Origin of the sequence: Snodgrassella alvi, assembly GCF_040741455.2 — a bacterium.
Taxonomy (GTDB): domain Bacteria; phylum Pseudomonadota; class Gammaproteobacteria; order Burkholderiales; family Neisseriaceae; genus Snodgrassella; species Snodgrassella alvi_E.
This window is the reverse complement of record NZ_CP160328.2, coordinates 2,235,601-2,254,284: the sequence shown is the minus strand read 5'-3', so window position 1 is coordinate 2,254,284 and position 18,684 is coordinate 2,235,601. Positions and strand designations below refer to the sequence as shown.

Genomic DNA, 18,684 nt, shown 5'->3' with positions numbered 1-18,684 from the left:
AAAATCTGCACAAAGGACGGAACATGGCAGACCGCAATTATTATGAAATTCTGGGTGTAGACCGCAAAGCCAGCGACGATGATATTAAGAAAGCCTATCGTAAGCTGGTACGAAAATATCATCCGGATGTCAGTAAAGATCCAGATGCTGTAGCCAAAACCAGTGAAATTAATATTGCCTACGAAACTTTGCATGACAAGGAAAAACGAGCCGAATACGACGCTATGCTGGACAATCCGTTTGGCCATGGCGCCCAGCAACAGGCCGGTGGTCGTAGCGGATTTAATTATCAGCAATACGATTTTGACCCCAGCCATTTTGGTCAGAACGGTGCTTTCGGTAATGGTGATTTTCATTTCGACGATTTATTTTCAGCATTTGGCAGCCGTGGGGGACATGGTTTTCAGCAAAACCGTACTGGTCCGATCAAAGGGGAAGATCAGCATGCAGAGTTGGTAATTGACATCGACGAAGCCTACCACGGTGCTCAGCGCAGCATGTCACTGGAAATGCCTACGCTCAATGCTCAGGGTCAGATGAGCTACGAGCGTAAAACCCTGAATGTTAAAATTCCGGCTGGTATAACAGAAGGACAACAAATTCGTCTTAGCGGACAAGGCTTGCCGGGTTTTAATGGTGGAGCAGCTGGAGATTTATACTTAAAAATCAGTTTCCGCAATCAGGACAACCTGTATGTACAGAATCGAAAGGATGTATACCAGCGCATCAGTGTGGCACCATGGACAGCAGCATTGGGCGGTAAAATTGACGTCAGCACACCTGCTGGCAAGTTAAGTATGAATCTTCCGGCCAACAGTCACAATGGTCAGAAAATGCGCCTGAAAGGCAAAGGCATACCAGCCAAAGAGGCTGGCGATTTGTATCTGCTGATTAATATCGTTCTACCCAAGAGCGACACCGAAGCTGACCGCGCCGCGTGGCAGGCATTGGCTCAGCACTATGCAGGTTTTCAGCCTGAGAACCACGTTTGATAGCAGGAGCGTAACATGAATAATATTCAACAAGATATAGAGTTAAGCTTTGACGATTTGGTTCGCGCCTGCGACAATCAAAGCAGTTGGGTACTGAGTCTGATTGCTGAAAGTGTCATTCCTGCAACTCAGAAACCAGAACTAGCACGCTACACTGGCTATCACATGGCAATTGCACGGCGTGCATGGCGCATTCACCGTGATTTCGATGCCAGTGCCAGTGCCACCGCCCTGATCTTGCAATTATTAGATGAAGTGGAAGATTTGCGCCGTCGCGGTTAGTTCGGTATGGTTTTGATTCAGTGAAAGCAAGCTTACTGGTCGTTGTCTGGTAATTGTGCTGACCCCATCCGCCGTAAAATTACATTGGCTTTGCGGCGGATTTCCTTATCGTGCGGGTGGTCAGCGTAGTATAAAGGTCGAGGAACTCGAGCGGCCAGCTTGGCTGCCTGTTGTGCCGATAATTGCATAGCTGTACGTCCGTAAATTGTCTCACTTGCCGCTTCTGCACCATATACGCCATAGCCCCATTCAATAACATTCAAGTACAAAGCGAAAATCCTGTCTTTATTCGTTGTGGCTTCCAGTAAGGAAGTGATTACTGCCTCTTCTGCCTTGCGCCAGTAATGGCGGCTTTCAGATAAAAACAGATTTTTGGCCAATTGTTGGCTGATGGTAGAACCGCCTGCCCGAATCTTGCCCTGATGTTCATTTTTTTTAATTGCCGTACGAATGCCGTTCCAGTCGAAACCATCATGTTCGGCAAAGCGTGCATCCTCAGATGCAATTAGCGCTTTTTTCAGATTTGGCGAAATGCGGTTATATGCTACCCATTGGTAATTTAGTTCCGTATCAGGACGGGAAGCAGCTAGTTCATGCATACGCAGCAACATAAATACCGTACGGTGAGGTGCTACAGCACGGTAAGTTAAAAGGCTGCCATAAACGTATGCATTAAACAGCAAAAACAACGTCACCAGCATAATCAATAAACTGCGCACAATTTTCATCTTTTTTCCATTTCCGCGCGCATCTGCTCTGTTACCGGCCGGATATCCGGTCTAAATCCATGCCATAATTCGTAAGAAGCAGCTGCCTGTGCAACCAGCATTCCAAGACCATCTGCCAGCAGCGGACATCCTGCAGTCTTTGCCTGTAGTAGATACGGCGTTAGTTCCGCCGCATACATCATATCGTAGGCTAGTTTGGCCTTTGCCAGCACAGCAGATGGTATGGGCAAGGTCTGCCCGTATAAACTCCCAGAAGTTGCATTGATGACAATATCATATTTAGGTTGAATCTGATTATATTCACACCAACTTACTTCATGTTCCTGTGCCAACGACTGTACTTTGTGCACTGTACGGTTAGCAATGGTTAATGAAGCCGGATGTTGCTGCAAAAGTGGTTGAATCACTCCACGTGCCGCACCACCGGCACCCAATAGCAATATGTGCTGATTAAAGAGTGAAAACGACAACAACTCTTCAATCGCTCGCACTAGTCCAATACCATCTGTGTTGTCGCCAAGCAAACAATTATCATGCCAAAACAGTGTATTGACTGCTTTTGCTGCCTCCGCTCTGGAAGTTAGCTTATCGGCAAGCGTAAAAGCTTCATGCTTGAACGGCACCGTAACATTGGCACCAATGCCGCCTGCTGCAAAAAAAGCCTTTGCAGTAGCCGCAAATTCGTTCATGGGTGCCAAACGACGTTCATAGATTAATTCCCGCCCTTCCTGTGCAGCAAAAGCCTGATGAATCTGTGGCGAGCGACTATGCGCAATCGGATTTCCAAACACAGCAAACATAGTGTTCCGTTCCCCTCTGCAAAAAAAATTAGCTGTTGCTATTATCCAGCCTCTACCACTCTATGGCAAAAATGCATGAAAAAACGTGTGAGCACAATAAAAAATTAAATAATTAATGACGGTATAACTCTGATTCAGCCTCATTCGATTTAAAGCTGCCAACTTTTGCTTTTGGGCAAATAAGCTGATTTCCAACATACAATCAGACCTGTATTTAAGCAACATACGTAAAAATTTATTTTTAATTAACCTAAACTTACTATATTATCTACTTAAGACTTAATCGTTTTATATTCGTTTTATCTAACTATACTAAATATAGCCTGATTACATCCAGGTAAACACATAACTACTTATCAATGTTCTGAACCAGCATTCAGTTTGTCTAAAACTGATGAAACAGCCGGCATTCAGATTCCTTTTATATCTGCACCTAAACGTACAAAGCCATTGATACAGTAATTATCCGGGATGACTCATGCATAAACATCACACTTTCACACCCCACCTAACAAACAAACTGCCCCTTCACGTTAAGCTAGGCTATGCTATTGGACAAATGGCTGATTCAGTTGCCTACAATTTTTTTTATGTTTTTTATCTGTTTTTCCTTACCAACGTGGCTAACATCCCACCTGCGCAGGCTGGAACCATCGTACTAATCGCTGTTGTATGGGATGCAGTGGCAGATCCACTGGTCGGGCAATTTTCCGACAATATCAGCCTGCACTGGGGTAGAAGGCGGCCGCTAATGCTGGCGGCCATTCTTCCCTACAGCCTGCTACTGTTGCTGCTCTATACCGATATTCCAGCTCTTAGCATCAATCAGAAAACGATATATTTCACAATCATTGCCATTCTGTTCTGGTCTACCTACAAAATTTATGTAATTCCCTTTTATACACTTGGTGCAGAAATGACTAACGATTTTGATGAACGTACGTCGGTACGTGTCTGGGCAGGATATGCTCTGAATATAGCGGTGTTGATTTCTTCTTCAGCACCGCCCTTAATCGTTAAATGGATTGTTGATGCTGGCTACAGCGTAAGCAGTGGCTGGCATGGCGTCAGCTTGATATTTGCTGTTGTTACACTAGGAAGTGGCCTTACGTGCTGGTATCTTACCCGCGGTTACGAATTACCAGCCCAGAAAAAAACATCCTCAGCACTCAATCCAATTCATTTACTGGCTTTTTTCAAAGCAGTTATTTGCAACATGAAAGAAATAGGACGGCTGTCATCAAGTAAATTTCTTGGTGCTTCGGTGTTTTTCTGGTCGGCAGCCTATGCCCTCAGTACCGGCGCACTTTATTATCTGTTTCTAAATAATCTGGCGTACAGCGAAAAGGATGCTGCCATTGCTTTCCTAATATTCAGCCTGCTCGCTCTGGCATGGCTGCCGGTGGTGAATTACACCGCACAGAAATTTGACAAGAAAAATGTCTATTATCTATCCATGCTGATCAGTTCTATCGGTACTGGAATTTTTTTCTTTAGTGGTTTTCCCAGCCCTAGCATGCTACTGCTATATTTAATTCTGCTTCAGCTTGGAAACAGTTATTTTTGGACTATTTACTACGCCATGATGTACGACATCTGTGAGCTGGATGATTTTATCAACAGCAAACGACGGGAAGGCGCAATTACTTCCCTGATGTCATTTTTACAAAAATTTGGTAGTGCACTAGCCATCTGGTTTATCGGATTGTATCTTGCTCAGCACGGCTACATTTCGTCCAGCGGGCAACAACAAATTATTCAACCACCTCAAGCACAGTACGCAATTCTAGAACTAAACACATGGATTCATGCACTCGCCGGTATACTGGCTGCGTTTTTCGCCATAGGCTATCCTCTCACCCGCAGCCGCTATCAGGCATTACTCAGTGCACTAAATGCAAAAAAAGCGTGCAAGCCCCATAATTCCAGCGATTTCAAACAATTACTTTAAATTTTTTTTAAAAAAGTGTATCCTTTTCTTTCCTATAACAAAAAATGAAACTACAAGGAGATGAAATATGTCTAAAAAACGTGCCCGAGAATTAGGTATTCCATTAACAGGTATCACTGGTAAATACAATGCTATTACCGATGTTACAGGTGTAGAAGTCGGCTACAGTACCGTCGTATACGGTACACCAGATGATTACACCGGACCCGGTTCACCTTTTGCCCGGACCGGCGTTACCGCCATTTTGCCCAGAGGTCGCCAGCGAAGTGCCGTTTTTGCTGGTCGGCATGATTTAAATGGTAACGGAGAACTAACCGGTACACACTGGGTGGACGATTCCGGCCTGCTACACGGTCCGGTACTGATCACCAATACCAACAGCGTGGGTATTGTGCGCGACACCACCAGCAAATGGATGATTGACAACCATTTTTACTATCCCTATGTTAACAATGGACAGCCGGTAGACGGAGTTGGTTATTTTTATCCGGTAGTGGGAGAAACTTGGGATGGATTGCTCAACGATATCAACGGATTTCATATCAAACCGAAACACGCTTTAGAAGCCTTGCATAATGCCCATCCAGGGGCGATTGCCGAAGGTAATGTTGGCGGCGGAACTGGTATGATTTGTCATGATTTCAAAGGTGGCACCGGTACTGCATCACGACTGGTCAGCACTGAAGCAGGGAATTTCACGCTGGGGGTACTGGTACAGGCCAACCATGGCATGCGAGACACTTTTCAAATATGCGGAATTCCTCTCAAAGATGAATTCGGTCCGGAAACGATGCCGATTATCAATACCTTTGCCCCCAAACCGGGTACTGGTTCAATTATTGTTATTATCGCCACCGATGCACCCTTACTACCGTGGCAGTTAAGTAAACTGGCTAAGCGTGTACCAATTGGTATTGGCTTACTTGGCGCCTATGGCGATAATGGTTCTGGTGACATTTTTCTGGCGTTTTCTACAGCCAATGAAGATGCATATGGAATCGGGATTAGCAAAATTGATTTTCTGAGTGATGAAATCATCGATCCGTTGTATGTCGCTACCGTAGAAGCTGTACAAGAAGCGGTGCTGAATGCCTTGTGTGCAGCAGAAACTATGGAAGGGCGCGACCATAATCTGGTACAGGCTCTTCCGCAAAACCAACTTGTAGCCATATTAAAAAAATACGGTAAAATTAAATAATTACCTGCTAGTATTACACTACAGCCCGCTAGTAAAGTTAGCGGGCTATTTTGATTTAGCATTTTTTTCTCATCTATCTAAACTAGACTCTTAGAATTGGGTTTTGCCAACCATCTTCAAACTCAAAGTTGTTCTACTTAAGCAAGATTAGATATTAAATAAAGCAAAGCAATTTGCGACAATCACCCTACTTTCTAGACCACCTTAGACTAATAGTTCAGTATTTCAGATATAAAGAAGAATAAATATTTATAACAACATGTTTTTAAATAAATTAATTTAACAACCACAGTAAAGTCTTCTTTTTTTACATCAGTGCATTTTTTTTACAAAACAATTGTGGCAGAATCAAGATAACTTACAAGAGAGTGCACCACTCTCCATACCTTAATGGGAGTCCTAAAATGTCAATAAAAGAAGTAGTCAGCCTGATAGAAGCAAACGATGCTAAATTTATCGATTTGCGCTTTACCGATACCAAAGGCAAACAACAGCATGTATCTGTCCCTGCCCGAATTGTGCTGGAAGATCCAGAAGAATGGTTTGAAAACGGGCAGGCCTTTGATGGTTCATCCATAGCCGGTTGGAAAGGTATTCAAGCTTCTGACATGACCCTGAAACCGGATGCCTCCACTGCATTCATCGACCCTTTTTATGATGATACAACCGTAGTTTTAACCTGTGACGTTATCGACCCAGCAAATGGTCAGGGCTACGATCGCGACCCGCGTTCCATTGCCAAACGTGCCGAAGCTTATCTGAAATCAACAGGCATTGGTGATACCGCTTTCTTCGGACCAGAACCTGAATTTTTTGTATTTGACGGCGTAGAATGGCAAACCGACATGAGCGGCACCCGTTACAAAATTCATTCTGAAGAAGCTGCATGGTCCAGTGGCGAATCTTACGACGGACAAAATACCGGCCATCGTCCGGGTGTAAAAGGCGGCTATTTTCCAGTTGCACCTGTAGATTCAGGACAGGATCTGCGTTCAGCCTGCACCCAGACATTAGAAGCCATCGGTATTCCGGTTGAAGTTCATCATCACGAGGTGGCTACTGCTGGCCAGATGGAAATCGGTACTCGTTTCAACACACTGGTTCGTCGCGCAGACTGGACTCAGGACATGAAATACGTGATTCAGAACGTAGCCCATAATTTTGGCAAAACTGCCACCTTTATGCCAAAACCAATTCTGGGTGATAATGGTTCAGGTATGCACGTACATCAGTCCATTTGGAAAGACGGCCAGAATCTGTTCTCCGGAGACGGCTATGCCGGTCTGTCTGATCTGGCTCTGTATTACATCGGCGGCATCATCAAACATGCCAAAGCACTGAACGCACTTACCAATCCGTCCACCAACTCTTACAAACGGTTGGTTCCGCATTTCGAAGCACCTACCAAACTGGCTTACTCTGCCAAAAACCGCTCAGCTTCTATCCGCATCCCTTATGTAGCCAGTGCCAAAGCGCGCCGTATCGAAGCACGCTTTCCAGACCCTACCGCCAACCCGTATTTGGCGTTTACCGCCTTGCTGATGGCAGGTCTGGACGGTATTCAAAACAAAATTCATCCGGGCGATCCGTCTGATAAAAATCTGTACGACCTGCCGCCAGAAGAAGATGCATTGGTTCCAACCGTCTGCGCCTCTCTGGAGGAAGCATTGGAAGCATTAAAAGCAGACCACGAATTCCTCACTCGTGGTGGTGTATTCAGTCAGGACTGGATTGACAGCTACATCGATTTCAAGAGCGAAGATGTCAAACGTATCCGTATGGCTCCTCACCCACTTGAATTCGAACTGTATTACAGCCTATAAGAGCTCAGCTTTAAACTAATCACTCAGACCGTTCACACTCAGGATCATATTGCCCTCGGCACATTTATCCTGAATGTGTGGCGGTCTTATTTTCAATATAGCTGCATCTAGCATAAACAAAAGCAGCTTAAAGCCAGCCAACATATTCAGCTTAGAACCAAGCAAATTGTCTGCAGCCAATTTCGCAGCACTGGACTTTTTTCAAATATCCTCATTCATCACACATCTTCATAACAAAAAATCAGAAGTGTATCTTTTTTTGCGATAAGCATATCACCACACAGCCATTCATAGCAGTTATCACAACGATAAGGTAACATTACGTCTGTCTAAAGTTAAAACATCTTCATTATGACCGCGCAAGATATGCTCGCCACCGTAGACCTTGGTTCAAACAGCTTTCGTCTGCAAATTTGTCATAACCAGAATGGCCATTTACAGGTAGTCGATTCCATCAAGGAAATGGTGCGTCTAGCTGCAGGTCTTGATGAACAGAAAAATCTTGATCAGTCTTCGCAACAACGCGCCCTAGACTGTCTGGCCAGATTCGGTGAACGGCTGCGGGGTTTTAGTCCCGATCAGGTACGTGCTGTGGCCACCAATACTTTCCGAGTAGCCAAAAACATCAGCCAGTTTATGCCTCTTGCCGAAGCCAAACTGGGTTTTCCCATCGACATCATTGCCGGACGCGAGGAAGCACGCCTGATTTACACTGGTGTGGTTCACACCCTGCCACCTAAAGGCGAAAACATGCTGGTTATCGATATTGGTGGCGGTTCAACTGAATTTGTCATCGGGCATGAATTACAGCCTGCCATCACCGAAAGCCTTAGCCTCGGCTGTGTTTCCTACAGTATGCGCTTTTTTCCACGTGGCAAAATAAATAACAAAAATTTTCAGGCCGCCGTCAATAGCGCACGTGCCGAAATACAGCGCATCTCTGTAGCACTCAAAAATATTGGCTGGGGCTATGCTATTGGAACATCGGGTTCAGCCCGTTCCATCCGCGATGTTATCGCCGCTGGAGATGAATCTATTGATGCCATTACTGCAGCGCAGATGCAGAAAATTGCCAGCCGTATCATCGCAGCCGGCAGTACCAAAAAAGCCAGACTAGAAGGATTAAAACCTGATCGCCTGGAAGTTTTTGCCGGCGGGTTGGCCGTAATGACAGCAGCTTTTGCCGAGCTCAACATCCGCGAAATGACCATTACTGATGCAGCTCTACGCGATGGCGTATTCTACGACATGATTGGTCGCCAGCTGGGCGATGATATGCGCAACCAAACCATTGCTGACTTCCAGAAACGTTACCATGTAGATACTGTTCAGGCACAGAGAGTTGCCACTTTGGCGCAAATGATATTTAGCCACCTCACCGCCTCCATCAGCTCAGATCATCCAGAGCAATGGCAGCAGTACGTACGTTGGGCAGCATTACTTCATGAAATCGGACTGGATATTTCACACACAGGCTTTCATAAGCACGCTGCCTACATACTGGATCAGGCAGATATGCCCGGCTTTTCGCGCAAAGAACAACACATATTGGCCACGCTCGTATTAGGACAACGTGGCGATTTGCGTAAAATAGCCGAGTTTAGCCAGCAGGAAATGCTGTGGCTTGGTATCTTGTCACTGAGGCTAGCGGTACTATTTTGCCGTGCAAGACAGGATATACAGATACCTGTAAATCACTGTGACATCCACTATCACAAAAACAGCCATCAGCTACTCATCAGTCTTGACAAAGAATGGTTACAACATAATCCGCTGACCGCCAGTGCCTTATTGCAGGAATCTGTTCTATGGCAGAAAATAGGCCTGCAGCTTGAAATCAAGGCTATCTGAAACCTGTTCAGTGAGGTTGTCCCATGAGTACACCGCAACATGTTTCCAGTAATAAACTGGTTCAGACCCACAACCTACCCAGTCTGGTTCACCGTAGCAACGTGAGCAACATGCCGGCACAATCCATGACCATCATTCAGATTAATGCCAGCCAGTTTCTCAACCACACCTACACCGAAGCTGATATCCGCACAGAAAACATACCGACTCTCAGCAAAGACAGCCTGACCTGGATTCATCTTGTCGGTATAACAGATAACGACCAATTACATGAGTTATTACAGCCTTTCAACATCCACGAACTGGCGATGGAAGATATACTCAGCCGTAAACAACGCCCAAAAATTGAAGACTACGGTCACTATCTATTCGTTGCTGCACGTATTTTTGTCTATAAAAAGCAGAAACTTCAGTACAACCAAATTTATCTCATCATTGGCCAAAACTACATCATCACCTTTCAGTTCGAACCATTAGGGTTACTACACATCATTCGCAAGTACATCCAGCATAATTACAGTAGCATTTACAGCAAAGGCATTGATTTTCTGGCTTATTCATTACTGGACCGTATAGTAGACGATTATTTTGTAACTGTAGATGAATTTGATAACCGCGTAGAAGGACTAGACAAACGCCTATTTAGCAACAGCAACAAAAACCTATTAATGTCCATCCATCAGCTCAAACGCGATGCCATCAGCCTACGCCGTACCCTCTCACCCATACGCGATATCATCGGCCGCATTGTACATAATGAATTTTCTTTATTCAGCCAAGATATACACGTCTATTTACTTGACGTCTACGACCATACGCAGCAACTGATGGAAACACTCGACAGCGCACGCGACACTGTAACAGGCATGATGGATGTACACCTATCCTATCAGTCCAACCACCTCAACGAACAAATGCGCATGCTCACTGTAATCACCATCATTGTCATGCCTCTGAATGTCCTCACCGGCATATATGGGATGAATTTTGATAACATCCCCGAGCTGCACTGGCACTATGGGTACTATATCGTCCTTGGCCTGATGGCAACCATCATCGTTAGCCTGTTAATTTATTTTTACCGGCGCCACTGGTTATAACCTTTACCAGCTTTTATAATTACACACAGTCTTCAAAGAAAGACAATTATTCACATATAAACACACATATCAAAGGTAAAACCATGGTTCCTACACCCTTACCACCGCAAGGTGCACAGCATCAGCTATCTATGTCCGTACTTATGACACCAGCATTGGCAAATTTTCATGGTAACGTTCATGGCGGTGATTTACTCAAATTGCTAGATCAGGTAGCCTATGCCTGTGCCAGCCGCTATTCTGGCGAATACGTCGTGACCCTGTCCGTGGATCAGGTAATTTTTAAAGAGCCCATCCATGTAGGTGAGTTGGTGACCTTTTATGCTTCCGTCAATCATGTAGGCCGTACTTCGATGGAAGTAGGCATACGGGTAGAAGCACAGGATATCCAACACCGTAGTGCCCGCCATACTAATAGCTGTTATTTCAGCATGGTAGCCGTCGATAAAAACGGTAAACCTACTAAAGTACCACCATTATGTATCGGCACTGAAGAACAGGCGCGCCGTTTTCAGGAAGGTGCCATCCGTAAGGAAGCACGCTTAAAAGCAGCTAAAGCCAAACACAAACCAACCGTTTAAATATCTTAGAAAGTTAGCATCAATGTTTACAGGCATCGTACAAGGATTAGGTATCGTCACCGCCATCAGCGAAAAGCAGCAATTGCGCACTATACAAGTACGCCTGCCACAAGGCGCCAGCGACAGCCTCTCTATCGGTGCCTCCGTAGCCAACAATGGCTGCTGCCTCACCATCACGGCTATTAAAGGTGATGAAGTCTCTTTCGATATAATGGCAGAAAGCTTGGCCAGAACCAATCTCGGCCAACTAAATATCGGTGATGCCGTAAACATTGAACGCGCCGCCCGTTATGGTGATGAAATTGGTGGCCATATCATGAGCGGACATATTTTTACTACTACAAGCATAACCCGCATTGACGATACCCCGCCAAATCGGACTGTCTGGTTCAAACTACCAGCTAAGGCCGCTCCCTATATTCTCACCAAAGGCTTTATTGGTTTAAATGGATGCAGCCTCACAATCGGTGAGGTAACCACAGAAGAATTCAATGTCCACCTGATACCTGAAACCATGAACAGGACACTTTTTGGAAGATGTCAGGTAAACGATTGCATCAATCTAGAGATAGATGCTCAGACACAGGCAATTGTAGATACAGTGCAAAAATATATGCAATTGCATGCATAAACAAAAAATTCATTGCTACACCAAATTTTTAAACCCTGTTTTAAAGCATTCTTATCAGCCATTACTATTTAATAAAAAAGGCAGACGGAAAACCTGAACATTAGAAAAGAACAACAATCCAAACCGTTAAATGATAATATATGTAAATAATTACTATATATTATTAAGTATATTTAAAATAATAAAGCTATTGCAATTTTTAATTATTTTACACTAGGATACTTATTGTTATGGAATGGTTTATCAGCTGTATGACCACAAATTATTTTAATTTCCAAGGTCGAGCCCGTCGTAAAGAATACTGGTTTTTTACCTTAATAATATTCTTGATTGGCGTTTTAATAGGCATAATCGCATCTGTTCTCGGATTAGAAGAATCAACCATTAAAATGATTCAATTAATTTGGGGTTTAGCATTATTTATGCCAGCCTTAGGGGTACAAGTGCGTCGATTACACGATATCAGTCGTTCTGGCTGGTGGATTTTATTAAACTTAATTCCTATAATCGGCCCACTAGTAATATTTATCTTCAACCTATTGGACTCCACACCGGGTGATAATGAATACGGTCCAAATCCTAAATATTAATACACTCAACCACCTCAGCAATAATGTTCATGAGGTGGTTAAAAATACTTTATAAGAATTTTATTAATATCCAAGCTAATATATTTTATAACTATTCTAGTGAATTAAAATAAAGATAATCTTAACTTAGTTTTCAGTTTAATCGCTTTATCAGATATAGTTTTATGAGAGCGTAAGCATTCAGTGAAAAAAATATGCGCGAAGAATAGTTATAAATTTATGATGATTTATCATATCTTTCCTATTTGATACAGTGTATATATTAATGTTTTAAACAAATCAATGTTAGTTACACCAATGCATGATTAAAAACTTAATACAAGAAATTTCTAAAATCAAAATTTATTCTTAGTCAAAATATAATATCAATCAAATTTCAAATATATTTAATTTTTCTTTTTAAAAATTAAGCATTAGAGAAATAGATGAATTGTCTAACCAATCAAACCAAATTTAAGCTTGAATAACAAATCATATAAATTAATTTAAATTATATTTGTATGGCATTATTTAAATATAATAACACAGTACAAGATAAACTGCTTGCGAGAAAACTTCATTCAACATAATGCTTTATCGGAATTAAATTAAATGCTAAAAAGCGAGACAAAAATAACAATTGCATGATAATTGTTATATTGATGATAGAAATACTTACCATCCCCAAACCAAATTACATGAATAATATATCAGCATTATCAATTTTTGTGCCGTATCAATACTAATACACATAATAACCGTCTGGATTTTTGAAATAAAATCCAATAATCTCTATAAAGTAATAATTGTAATCGGTTGTATTTGCGGTATACCCAACATTCTATTATCTTTGAATATTATTTTATTGGTAGTGGTTTTCAAATTTTGCCCGCAGCTTGTTTGGCGGTCTATCTAACCTGATGGTATTTCAAAGGGGATACAGATCATCCAATAGACCAAACATCCCAAACATTCCTGAATAAAAACCTGAAGAACGACCTAACAATAAAATATTTATAAACACTGCGATAAAATATCGTAAACCAAAGAAGAAACAAAATTTTGTATTTTTTGTATTAACTGATATTTCAATAGTCTGCATATTCCAACAAACAACGAAGCGGCAAGAGCTTATTGCAACCTATCTATACAAGTCATCGCAAGTAGTGCAGATTAAAGCATCCGGTATCACTCAATCAGGAGTAAAATACTCATTATTTTGCCAAGGGAGCGTTGAAAACATCATGAGCATTGCCACCATTCCAGAAATTATTGCCGACATTAAAGCAGGCAAAATGGTTATTCTTACTGATGCAGAAGACCGTGAAAACGAAGGCGATTTAATTATGGCGGCACAATTTGTTACGCCGGAAGCCATCAATTTTATGATTAAGTACGCCCGCGGACTCGTATGCCTACCTTTAGAAGAAGAAATTGTAGACCGTCTACGCCTGCCCCTGATGACTCAGAACAATGGTGCCCAGTATGGCACCAATTTCACCGTTTCCATTGAAGCAGCTCATGGTATCACTACCGGTATTTCTGCCGCAGACCGGGCACATACTGTACAGGCAGCTGTTTCACCAGCCGCAAAGGCAGAAGATATTGTACAACCAGGCCATATTTTCCCACTGCGTGCACAAAAAGGTGGTGTGTTGGTACGTACCGGCCATACTGAAGCCAGCGTTGATCTAGCCAAACTGGCTGGTCTGATTCCAGCAGCCGTTATCTGTGAAATCATCAATGATGACGGCACCATGGCAAGAATGCCAGAACTAAAGATTTTTGCCGAAAAACACAACATTAAAATCGGGACGATCGCTGATCTGATAGAGTACCGCAGCCGCCATGAAAGTTTGATAGAAGAATTGGGTGTCAACACCATTCATACCACATGGGGTGATTTCACTCAGCATGTGTATGTAGATCAGCTATCAGGAGAAACTCATCTAGCATTAGTAAAAGGCAATCCAGAAACAGCAGATGAAGTATTGGTTCGGGTACACGAACCATTCAGCGCCATGGATTTTTTACAACCAAATCAGCTACACACATGGCCCCTACCGGAAGCCATGGCTCGCATTCAGCAAGCAGATGCCGGCGTAATTATTCTTATGCATCGAACCGAAACCGGTGCTACCCTGCTCGACCGTACTTTACCAAAAGGCACTCATCAGGCCAGACAATGGGACAGCAAAACTTATGGCATAGGCGCACAAATACTGGCCGGACTTAAAGTAAAACGTATGCGAGTAATGGGTAAGCCATCAGCCTTTACCGGTTTGAATGGTTTTGGTCTTGAAGTATCCGGATTCGAAGAACCAACTAAATAATATTTCTTTACGAAACAAGTATATATTTTAGTAGCCTATTTGAAATACAATACGCACCCTCAGGCTGTCCGAATTATCTGATGTCATCATCTGCTGCCATCAGATAATTCGGACAGCCTATTGTAATGTGGCTTTCAAGGATAGAATTTCATGCAACTCACCCCACAAAAATGGGCTGCTTCCGGTTTAACTGTTGGCTGCGTGGTTTTCGGGCTCGGCAGTCTGATTGTCAAATTTGTTTCAATTGGTTCCTATGCCGTAGCCCTGTGGCGCGTATTCATAGGTGGCATCGTTTTTTTGCTGCTCAGCCGACATTTTGGACAAAAATTACCAACCAGCGGTACGGCTAAACGGTTTTGTATTCTGTCCGGCGTATTTTTAGGTTTCGATCTGGCTTTCTGGCATGAAAGTATTCACGCTGTTGGGCCTGGGATTTCTACTTTGCTCAACAGCATGCAGATTTTTTTTCTAGCTGCCATCGCATGGTTTTTCTTCGGTGAACGACAGAGTAAACTACAATTATTCAGCATGCTGTTGTCTGTCATCGGCATTATACTCATTGCCCATCCTGAATTGCATCACAACAGCCATGGCGGATACGGCATATTTATCGGCCTGATTTCAGGAGGTGCCATGGCTGCCTCTATGGCCTGTATCCGGCAGGCACATCAGGCAGAACCAGTTTCATTATTTCCACTCATGCTGCTGGTAAGCGTAGGGGCAGTAGCTGCATTAATTGTACCCAGCATTCTGATAGACACTCATCGTTTTTGGCCATCAAGCATGAAAGATGTGCTGCTGATAATGATTTATGGCGTAGTCATGCAATGTTTTGCATGGGGATTGATTGCCTATGCCGTACCCCTCCTATCATTAACCTTAACCGGACTTTTATTACTGAGCGAACCAGTGGCTGCCATACTAATAGACTTTTTTATCCTGAATAAACCCATAAACGCACTCCAATGGACAGGAACAGCTTTAACTCTTCTAGCCATCTATCTGGGTTCACTCAAACCCAGACACAATCCGAAAAAAACCGCATAGGCATTCCACCCCATCAGCAAATTCGGTAAAATCAGTCCGATAAATACCAGCATTAGCGTTGTAAGAGCGTGAACATATTTGTCTGTTCTTACACTTTACGCTTCTGGCTAAACTGACAAAAGGAAATCAAATGAATATCATTACCCCAGAACATAATGGTACCGGTCTGCATATCGGCATTGTACAGGCACGTTTTACCAACCCGATTGGCGTAGAACTGGTTAAAGCCTGCACCGATCGTCTGGTTAAACTAGGGGTAAACGATAACGATATCACACTGGCCACAGTTCCCGGTGCATTGGAAGTACCTCTGGTATTACAAAGCATGGCTCGCAGCGGAAAATTTGACGCTTTAGTGGCTATTGGCGTAGTGATTCGTGGTGAAACCTACCATTTCGAACTGGTATCCAATGAAGCTGCCGCAGGCGTATCCCGAATCAGTCTAGAACACCAAATTCCGATTGCCAATGCCATTCTTACCACCGAAAATGATGCACAGGCACTGGCACGCATGTATAACAAAGGCAGTGAAGCTGCGGTGGTGGCCATTGAAATGGCCAATTTGCTTAAAACCAAATATTAATTATTTTCCGAACAAGGACACCTTATACATGTCAATGATCACTCCACGCCGGCGTGCCCGTCAGTTTGCAGTACAGGCTCTGTATCAAGCTCAGCTAAACAAAGAAGAATCTGCCGCCATTATTGCCCAGAATATTCGTGACAATGAGTATTTTGCCAAAGCCGACGGCGAATTATTTACACAGATTTTTTTCGGTGCCTATAACAATCAGCGCGATTATATGAAACGAATCCGTCCGCTACTGGACCGACATGAAGACGAGCTGAGTCCAGTGGAGCGTGCTGTATTGTTAATGGCTTGTCATGAACTTTCCGCTATGCCAGAAACACCCCATCCCGTCATTATTAATGAAGCTATAGAAATTACCAAAACCTTTGGCGGAACTGATGGCTACAAATTCATCAATGGGATTCTGGATAAACTTTCTGCCGAACTGAGAACTACATCTTAAAACAAGTTTTATTTTTGCAGAATGACAAGCAGACTGACAAACAGTCTGCTTTTTTTACAAAATAAGTACTGATCATAATTCATAATATTTAACATATATTGCTTAAAATTCATCCTATATTTACAATAGTGTATATAATTTCCATGATAATTTTATGCAAAATAAATCTAATATAAAAGTTTCAGTTTCAAATCTAGGCATACACCAGCAATCCTGTCCTGCTCTGCCAAAAGATGGACTGGAGCTGGCCTCCCCCGCCCATCGTATGAGTGCCGTAATGATCAATCAGGTATTAACTTCTTTGATTTTTATACCTTTATATATTCAAATGTGTTTATCGATCCCAGATAATGCCGATTACGATACAGATAATGCAACTGATCTACATCAGTATCAAAATCTAGATTTTGTAAGCTGGATAAGCCAGCCTGCCACAAAATTTATTATTGGTTTAACCTTTATTGTACTGATTGTTTATACTTTATGGCAGGTTTACTGGATGAGCAAATACGGACAATCTATAGGTAAACGCATACTTAAAATCTGGGTCATCCGAACAAATGGAGAAAATCCAGGCTTTGCCCGTAATGTAATTTTGCGTGAATTAATTTATCAAATTCTGGTAATTGTTTTTAGTTTAATCACACTCGGTATCGGATATTTTGTATTTATGTTAGTTCCTGCTATGGTATTTATTAAAAAATGGAACCGACGTACATTTCAGGATTTTATGGCTGGTACCATTGTTGTTTCTACTAAAAATACCGTTAAAGATGAAAGAATCAGAATTACACTCCCTAAATGAGCAACTGTATTTGTGATTGTATAATTAATGTCGATTAAGTAAAAATTACGCTACAACTATTTCTTATATTGACATACCACTTACATCTAAAAACTTAAGAAAAAATACATAGAAATTCAGCAACTATTTTGAATATTAATTTTCAAAACGTTGAAAAAACAAATAGCAATCTTTAGAATATTTGATTTTAAATGCTTAAATAATAGCATTGAATTATAAACTTAACCCATCCTTTACAATAACCGATAGACAATTATTATGCCTAATAACCTCGAAAATTTTTATTCTAATCTCGTGGATGCTCAGTCTGAAAAAGAAACAGAAGTTGAACTGGCTAGTCCGTGGAACAGAATTGCCGCCTACATCATCAATACTCTGTTGACATCGATAGTTGTAACACCAGGAATAATCATCCTTATCATAGAAATGATTCGATCAAAATCTATAGGTTATAATCTGATAGGTCCTGTATTATGGATAATGATACCGCTAACCATTTATGGAATCTGGCAAATTATATTAATGAGTAAAAAAGGTCAATCGTTAGGCAAGCGGATGATGAATATCAAAGTTATTGGCATGGATGGACGAAATCCTGGATTTATCGGTACAGTTTTACTCCGTGAAATGGTTTTTAATATGATTGCCACTATTGTTTCGTTAATATTAACGTTTGTTTTTGTGGGTCTCTTAAATTTTCCTGACACATTAACCAGTAATTTTTTTGAATATCTAATACCATTTATTCTGCTAGTAATGCTTTTTAGAAAAAAAACCCTCCATCGTACACTTCAGGATTATTTAGCCCGCACAATAGTAATCAAAGTTAATAACTAAACATAGTATGTGTTAATTAACTAAATATTTTTATGTATAAATTTATTTTTAAAACAACATAGACTGTTTTAAACTATGATGACAAGCATTAGTGAGTCAGTTAACCAAATCAGATAGAGCAG

Annotated in this window: 18 protein-coding genes; 16 read left to right on the top strand and 2 right to left on the bottom strand. The window is 42.1% G+C overall.

The genetic code is table 11. The features are described from left to right. Positions 1–23 precede the first annotated feature (23 nt). Together ABU615_RS10045 and ABU615_RS10040 are read left to right on the top strand one after the other, a co-directional pair. Positions 24–992 carry a DnaJ C-terminal domain-containing protein gene (locus tag ABU615_RS10045; protein WP_370388948.1) on the top strand — a complete coding sequence of 323 codons (969 nt, stop codon included), beginning with the start codon at positions 24–26 and terminating at the stop codon, positions 990–992. Between the two features lie 15 nt (positions 993–1,007). Continuing rightward, positions 1,008–1,274: a chaperone modulator CbpM gene (locus ABU615_RS10040; RefSeq protein WP_100139932.1), complete on the top strand. Its 267-nt coding sequence runs from the start codon at positions 1,008–1,010 to the stop codon at positions 1,272–1,274. Between the two features lie 32 nt (positions 1,275–1,306). Here the strand turns inward: ABU615_RS10040 and mtgA are convergent, their stop codons facing one another. Together mtgA and aroE are read right to left on the bottom strand one after the other, a co-directional pair. Next, positions 1,307–2,002 (bottom strand): monofunctional biosynthetic peptidoglycan transglycosylase, encoded by a 696-nt coding sequence (gene mtgA / locus ABU615_RS10035; protein WP_100156830.1) that lies wholly within the window; start codon positions 2,000–2,002, stop codon positions 1,307–1,309. Further along, the gene (gene aroE, locus ABU615_RS10030) at positions 1,999–2,802 is read right to left on the bottom strand and encodes a shikimate dehydrogenase (RefSeq protein ID WP_370388947.1); all 804 of its coding nucleotides are present in this window, start codon (positions 2,800–2,802) and stop codon (positions 1,999–2,001) included. The genes mtgA and aroE overlap by 4 nt, the downstream gene beginning before the upstream one ends. A 478-nt stretch (positions 2,803–3,280) precedes the next feature. Between aroE and ABU615_RS10025 the strand changes: the two genes are divergently transcribed. The 14 genes from ABU615_RS10025 to ABU615_RS09960 all read left to right on the top strand — a co-directional run bounded on the left by ABU615_RS10025 (position 3,281) and on the right by ABU615_RS09960 (position 18,562). Then, entirely contained in the window at positions 3,281–4,753 is a 1,473-nt protein-coding gene (locus ABU615_RS10025; RefSeq protein WP_370388946.1) for an MFS transporter, read from the top strand. A 67-nt stretch (positions 4,754–4,820) separates the two neighbouring features. Then, entirely contained in the window at positions 4,821–5,951 is a 1,131-nt protein-coding gene (locus ABU615_RS10020; protein ID WP_100139928.1) for a P1 family peptidase, read from the top strand. A 404-nt stretch (positions 5,952–6,355) separates the two neighbouring features. Beyond that, a complete protein-coding gene (glnA, locus tag ABU615_RS10015; RefSeq protein WP_100139927.1) occupies positions 6,356–7,774 on the top strand; it encodes a type I glutamate--ammonia ligase in 1,419 nt (472 codons plus the stop codon). Positions 7,775–8,125: 351 nt separating this feature from the next. Beyond that, complete coding sequence (ppx, locus tag ABU615_RS10010) at positions 8,126–9,625, top strand: exopolyphosphatase (RefSeq protein WP_370388945.1); 1,500 nt, start codon at positions 8,126–8,128, stop codon at positions 9,623–9,625. A gap of 23 nt (positions 9,626–9,648) precedes the next feature. Beyond that, the gene (gene corA / locus ABU615_RS10005; RefSeq protein ID WP_370388944.1) at positions 9,649–10,725 is read left to right on the top strand and encodes a magnesium/cobalt transporter CorA; all 1,077 of its coding nucleotides are present in this window, start codon (positions 9,649–9,651) and stop codon (positions 10,723–10,725) included. An 83-nt stretch (positions 10,726–10,808) separates the two neighbouring features. Beyond that, positions 10,809–11,306 (top strand): acyl-CoA thioesterase, encoded by a 498-nt coding sequence (locus ABU615_RS10000; protein ID WP_100139923.1) that lies wholly within the window; start codon positions 10,809–10,811, stop codon positions 11,304–11,306. Between the two features lie 22 nt (positions 11,307–11,328). Continuing rightward, positions 11,329–11,937: a riboflavin synthase subunit alpha gene (locus tag ABU615_RS09995; RefSeq protein ID WP_367488920.1), complete on the top strand. Its 609-nt coding sequence runs from the start codon at positions 11,329–11,331 to the stop codon at positions 11,935–11,937. A gap of 230 nt (positions 11,938–12,167) precedes the next feature. After that, positions 12,168–12,527 carry a DUF805 domain-containing protein gene (locus ABU615_RS09990; RefSeq protein ID WP_370388943.1) on the top strand — a complete coding sequence of 120 codons (360 nt, stop codon included), beginning with the start codon at positions 12,168–12,170 and terminating at the stop codon, positions 12,525–12,527. 1,223 nt (positions 12,528–13,750) lie between these two features. Beyond that, positions 13,751–14,839 carry a bifunctional 3,4-dihydroxy-2-butanone-4-phosphate synthase/GTP cyclohydrolase II gene (ribBA, locus tag ABU615_RS09985; protein WP_370387912.1) on the top strand — a complete coding sequence of 363 codons (1,089 nt, stop codon included), beginning with the start codon at positions 13,751–13,753 and terminating at the stop codon, positions 14,837–14,839. Between the two features lie 150 nt (positions 14,840–14,989). Then, a complete protein-coding gene (locus tag ABU615_RS09980; protein WP_267403701.1) occupies positions 14,990–15,886 on the top strand; it encodes a DMT family transporter in 897 nt (298 codons plus the stop codon). Positions 15,887–16,016: 130 nt separating this feature from the next. Then, positions 16,017–16,469, top strand: a complete 453-nt coding sequence (gene ribH / locus ABU615_RS09975) for a 6,7-dimethyl-8-ribityllumazine synthase (RefSeq protein WP_100139918.1) — start codon at positions 16,017–16,019, stop codon at positions 16,467–16,469. Between the two features lie 34 nt (positions 16,470–16,503). Next, complete coding sequence (gene nusB / locus ABU615_RS09970) at positions 16,504–16,920, top strand: transcription antitermination factor NusB (protein WP_100152718.1); 417 nt, start codon at positions 16,504–16,506, stop codon at positions 16,918–16,920. A 154-nt stretch (positions 16,921–17,074) separates the two neighbouring features. Beyond that, positions 17,075–17,725, top strand: a complete 651-nt coding sequence (locus ABU615_RS09965) for an RDD family protein (RefSeq protein WP_267403703.1) — start codon at positions 17,075–17,077, stop codon at positions 17,723–17,725. A gap of 258 nt (positions 17,726–17,983) precedes the next feature. Then, complete coding sequence (locus tag ABU615_RS09960) at positions 17,984–18,562, top strand: RDD family protein (RefSeq protein WP_267403705.1); 579 nt, start codon at positions 17,984–17,986, stop codon at positions 18,560–18,562. Positions 18,563–18,684 lie beyond the last annotated feature (122 nt).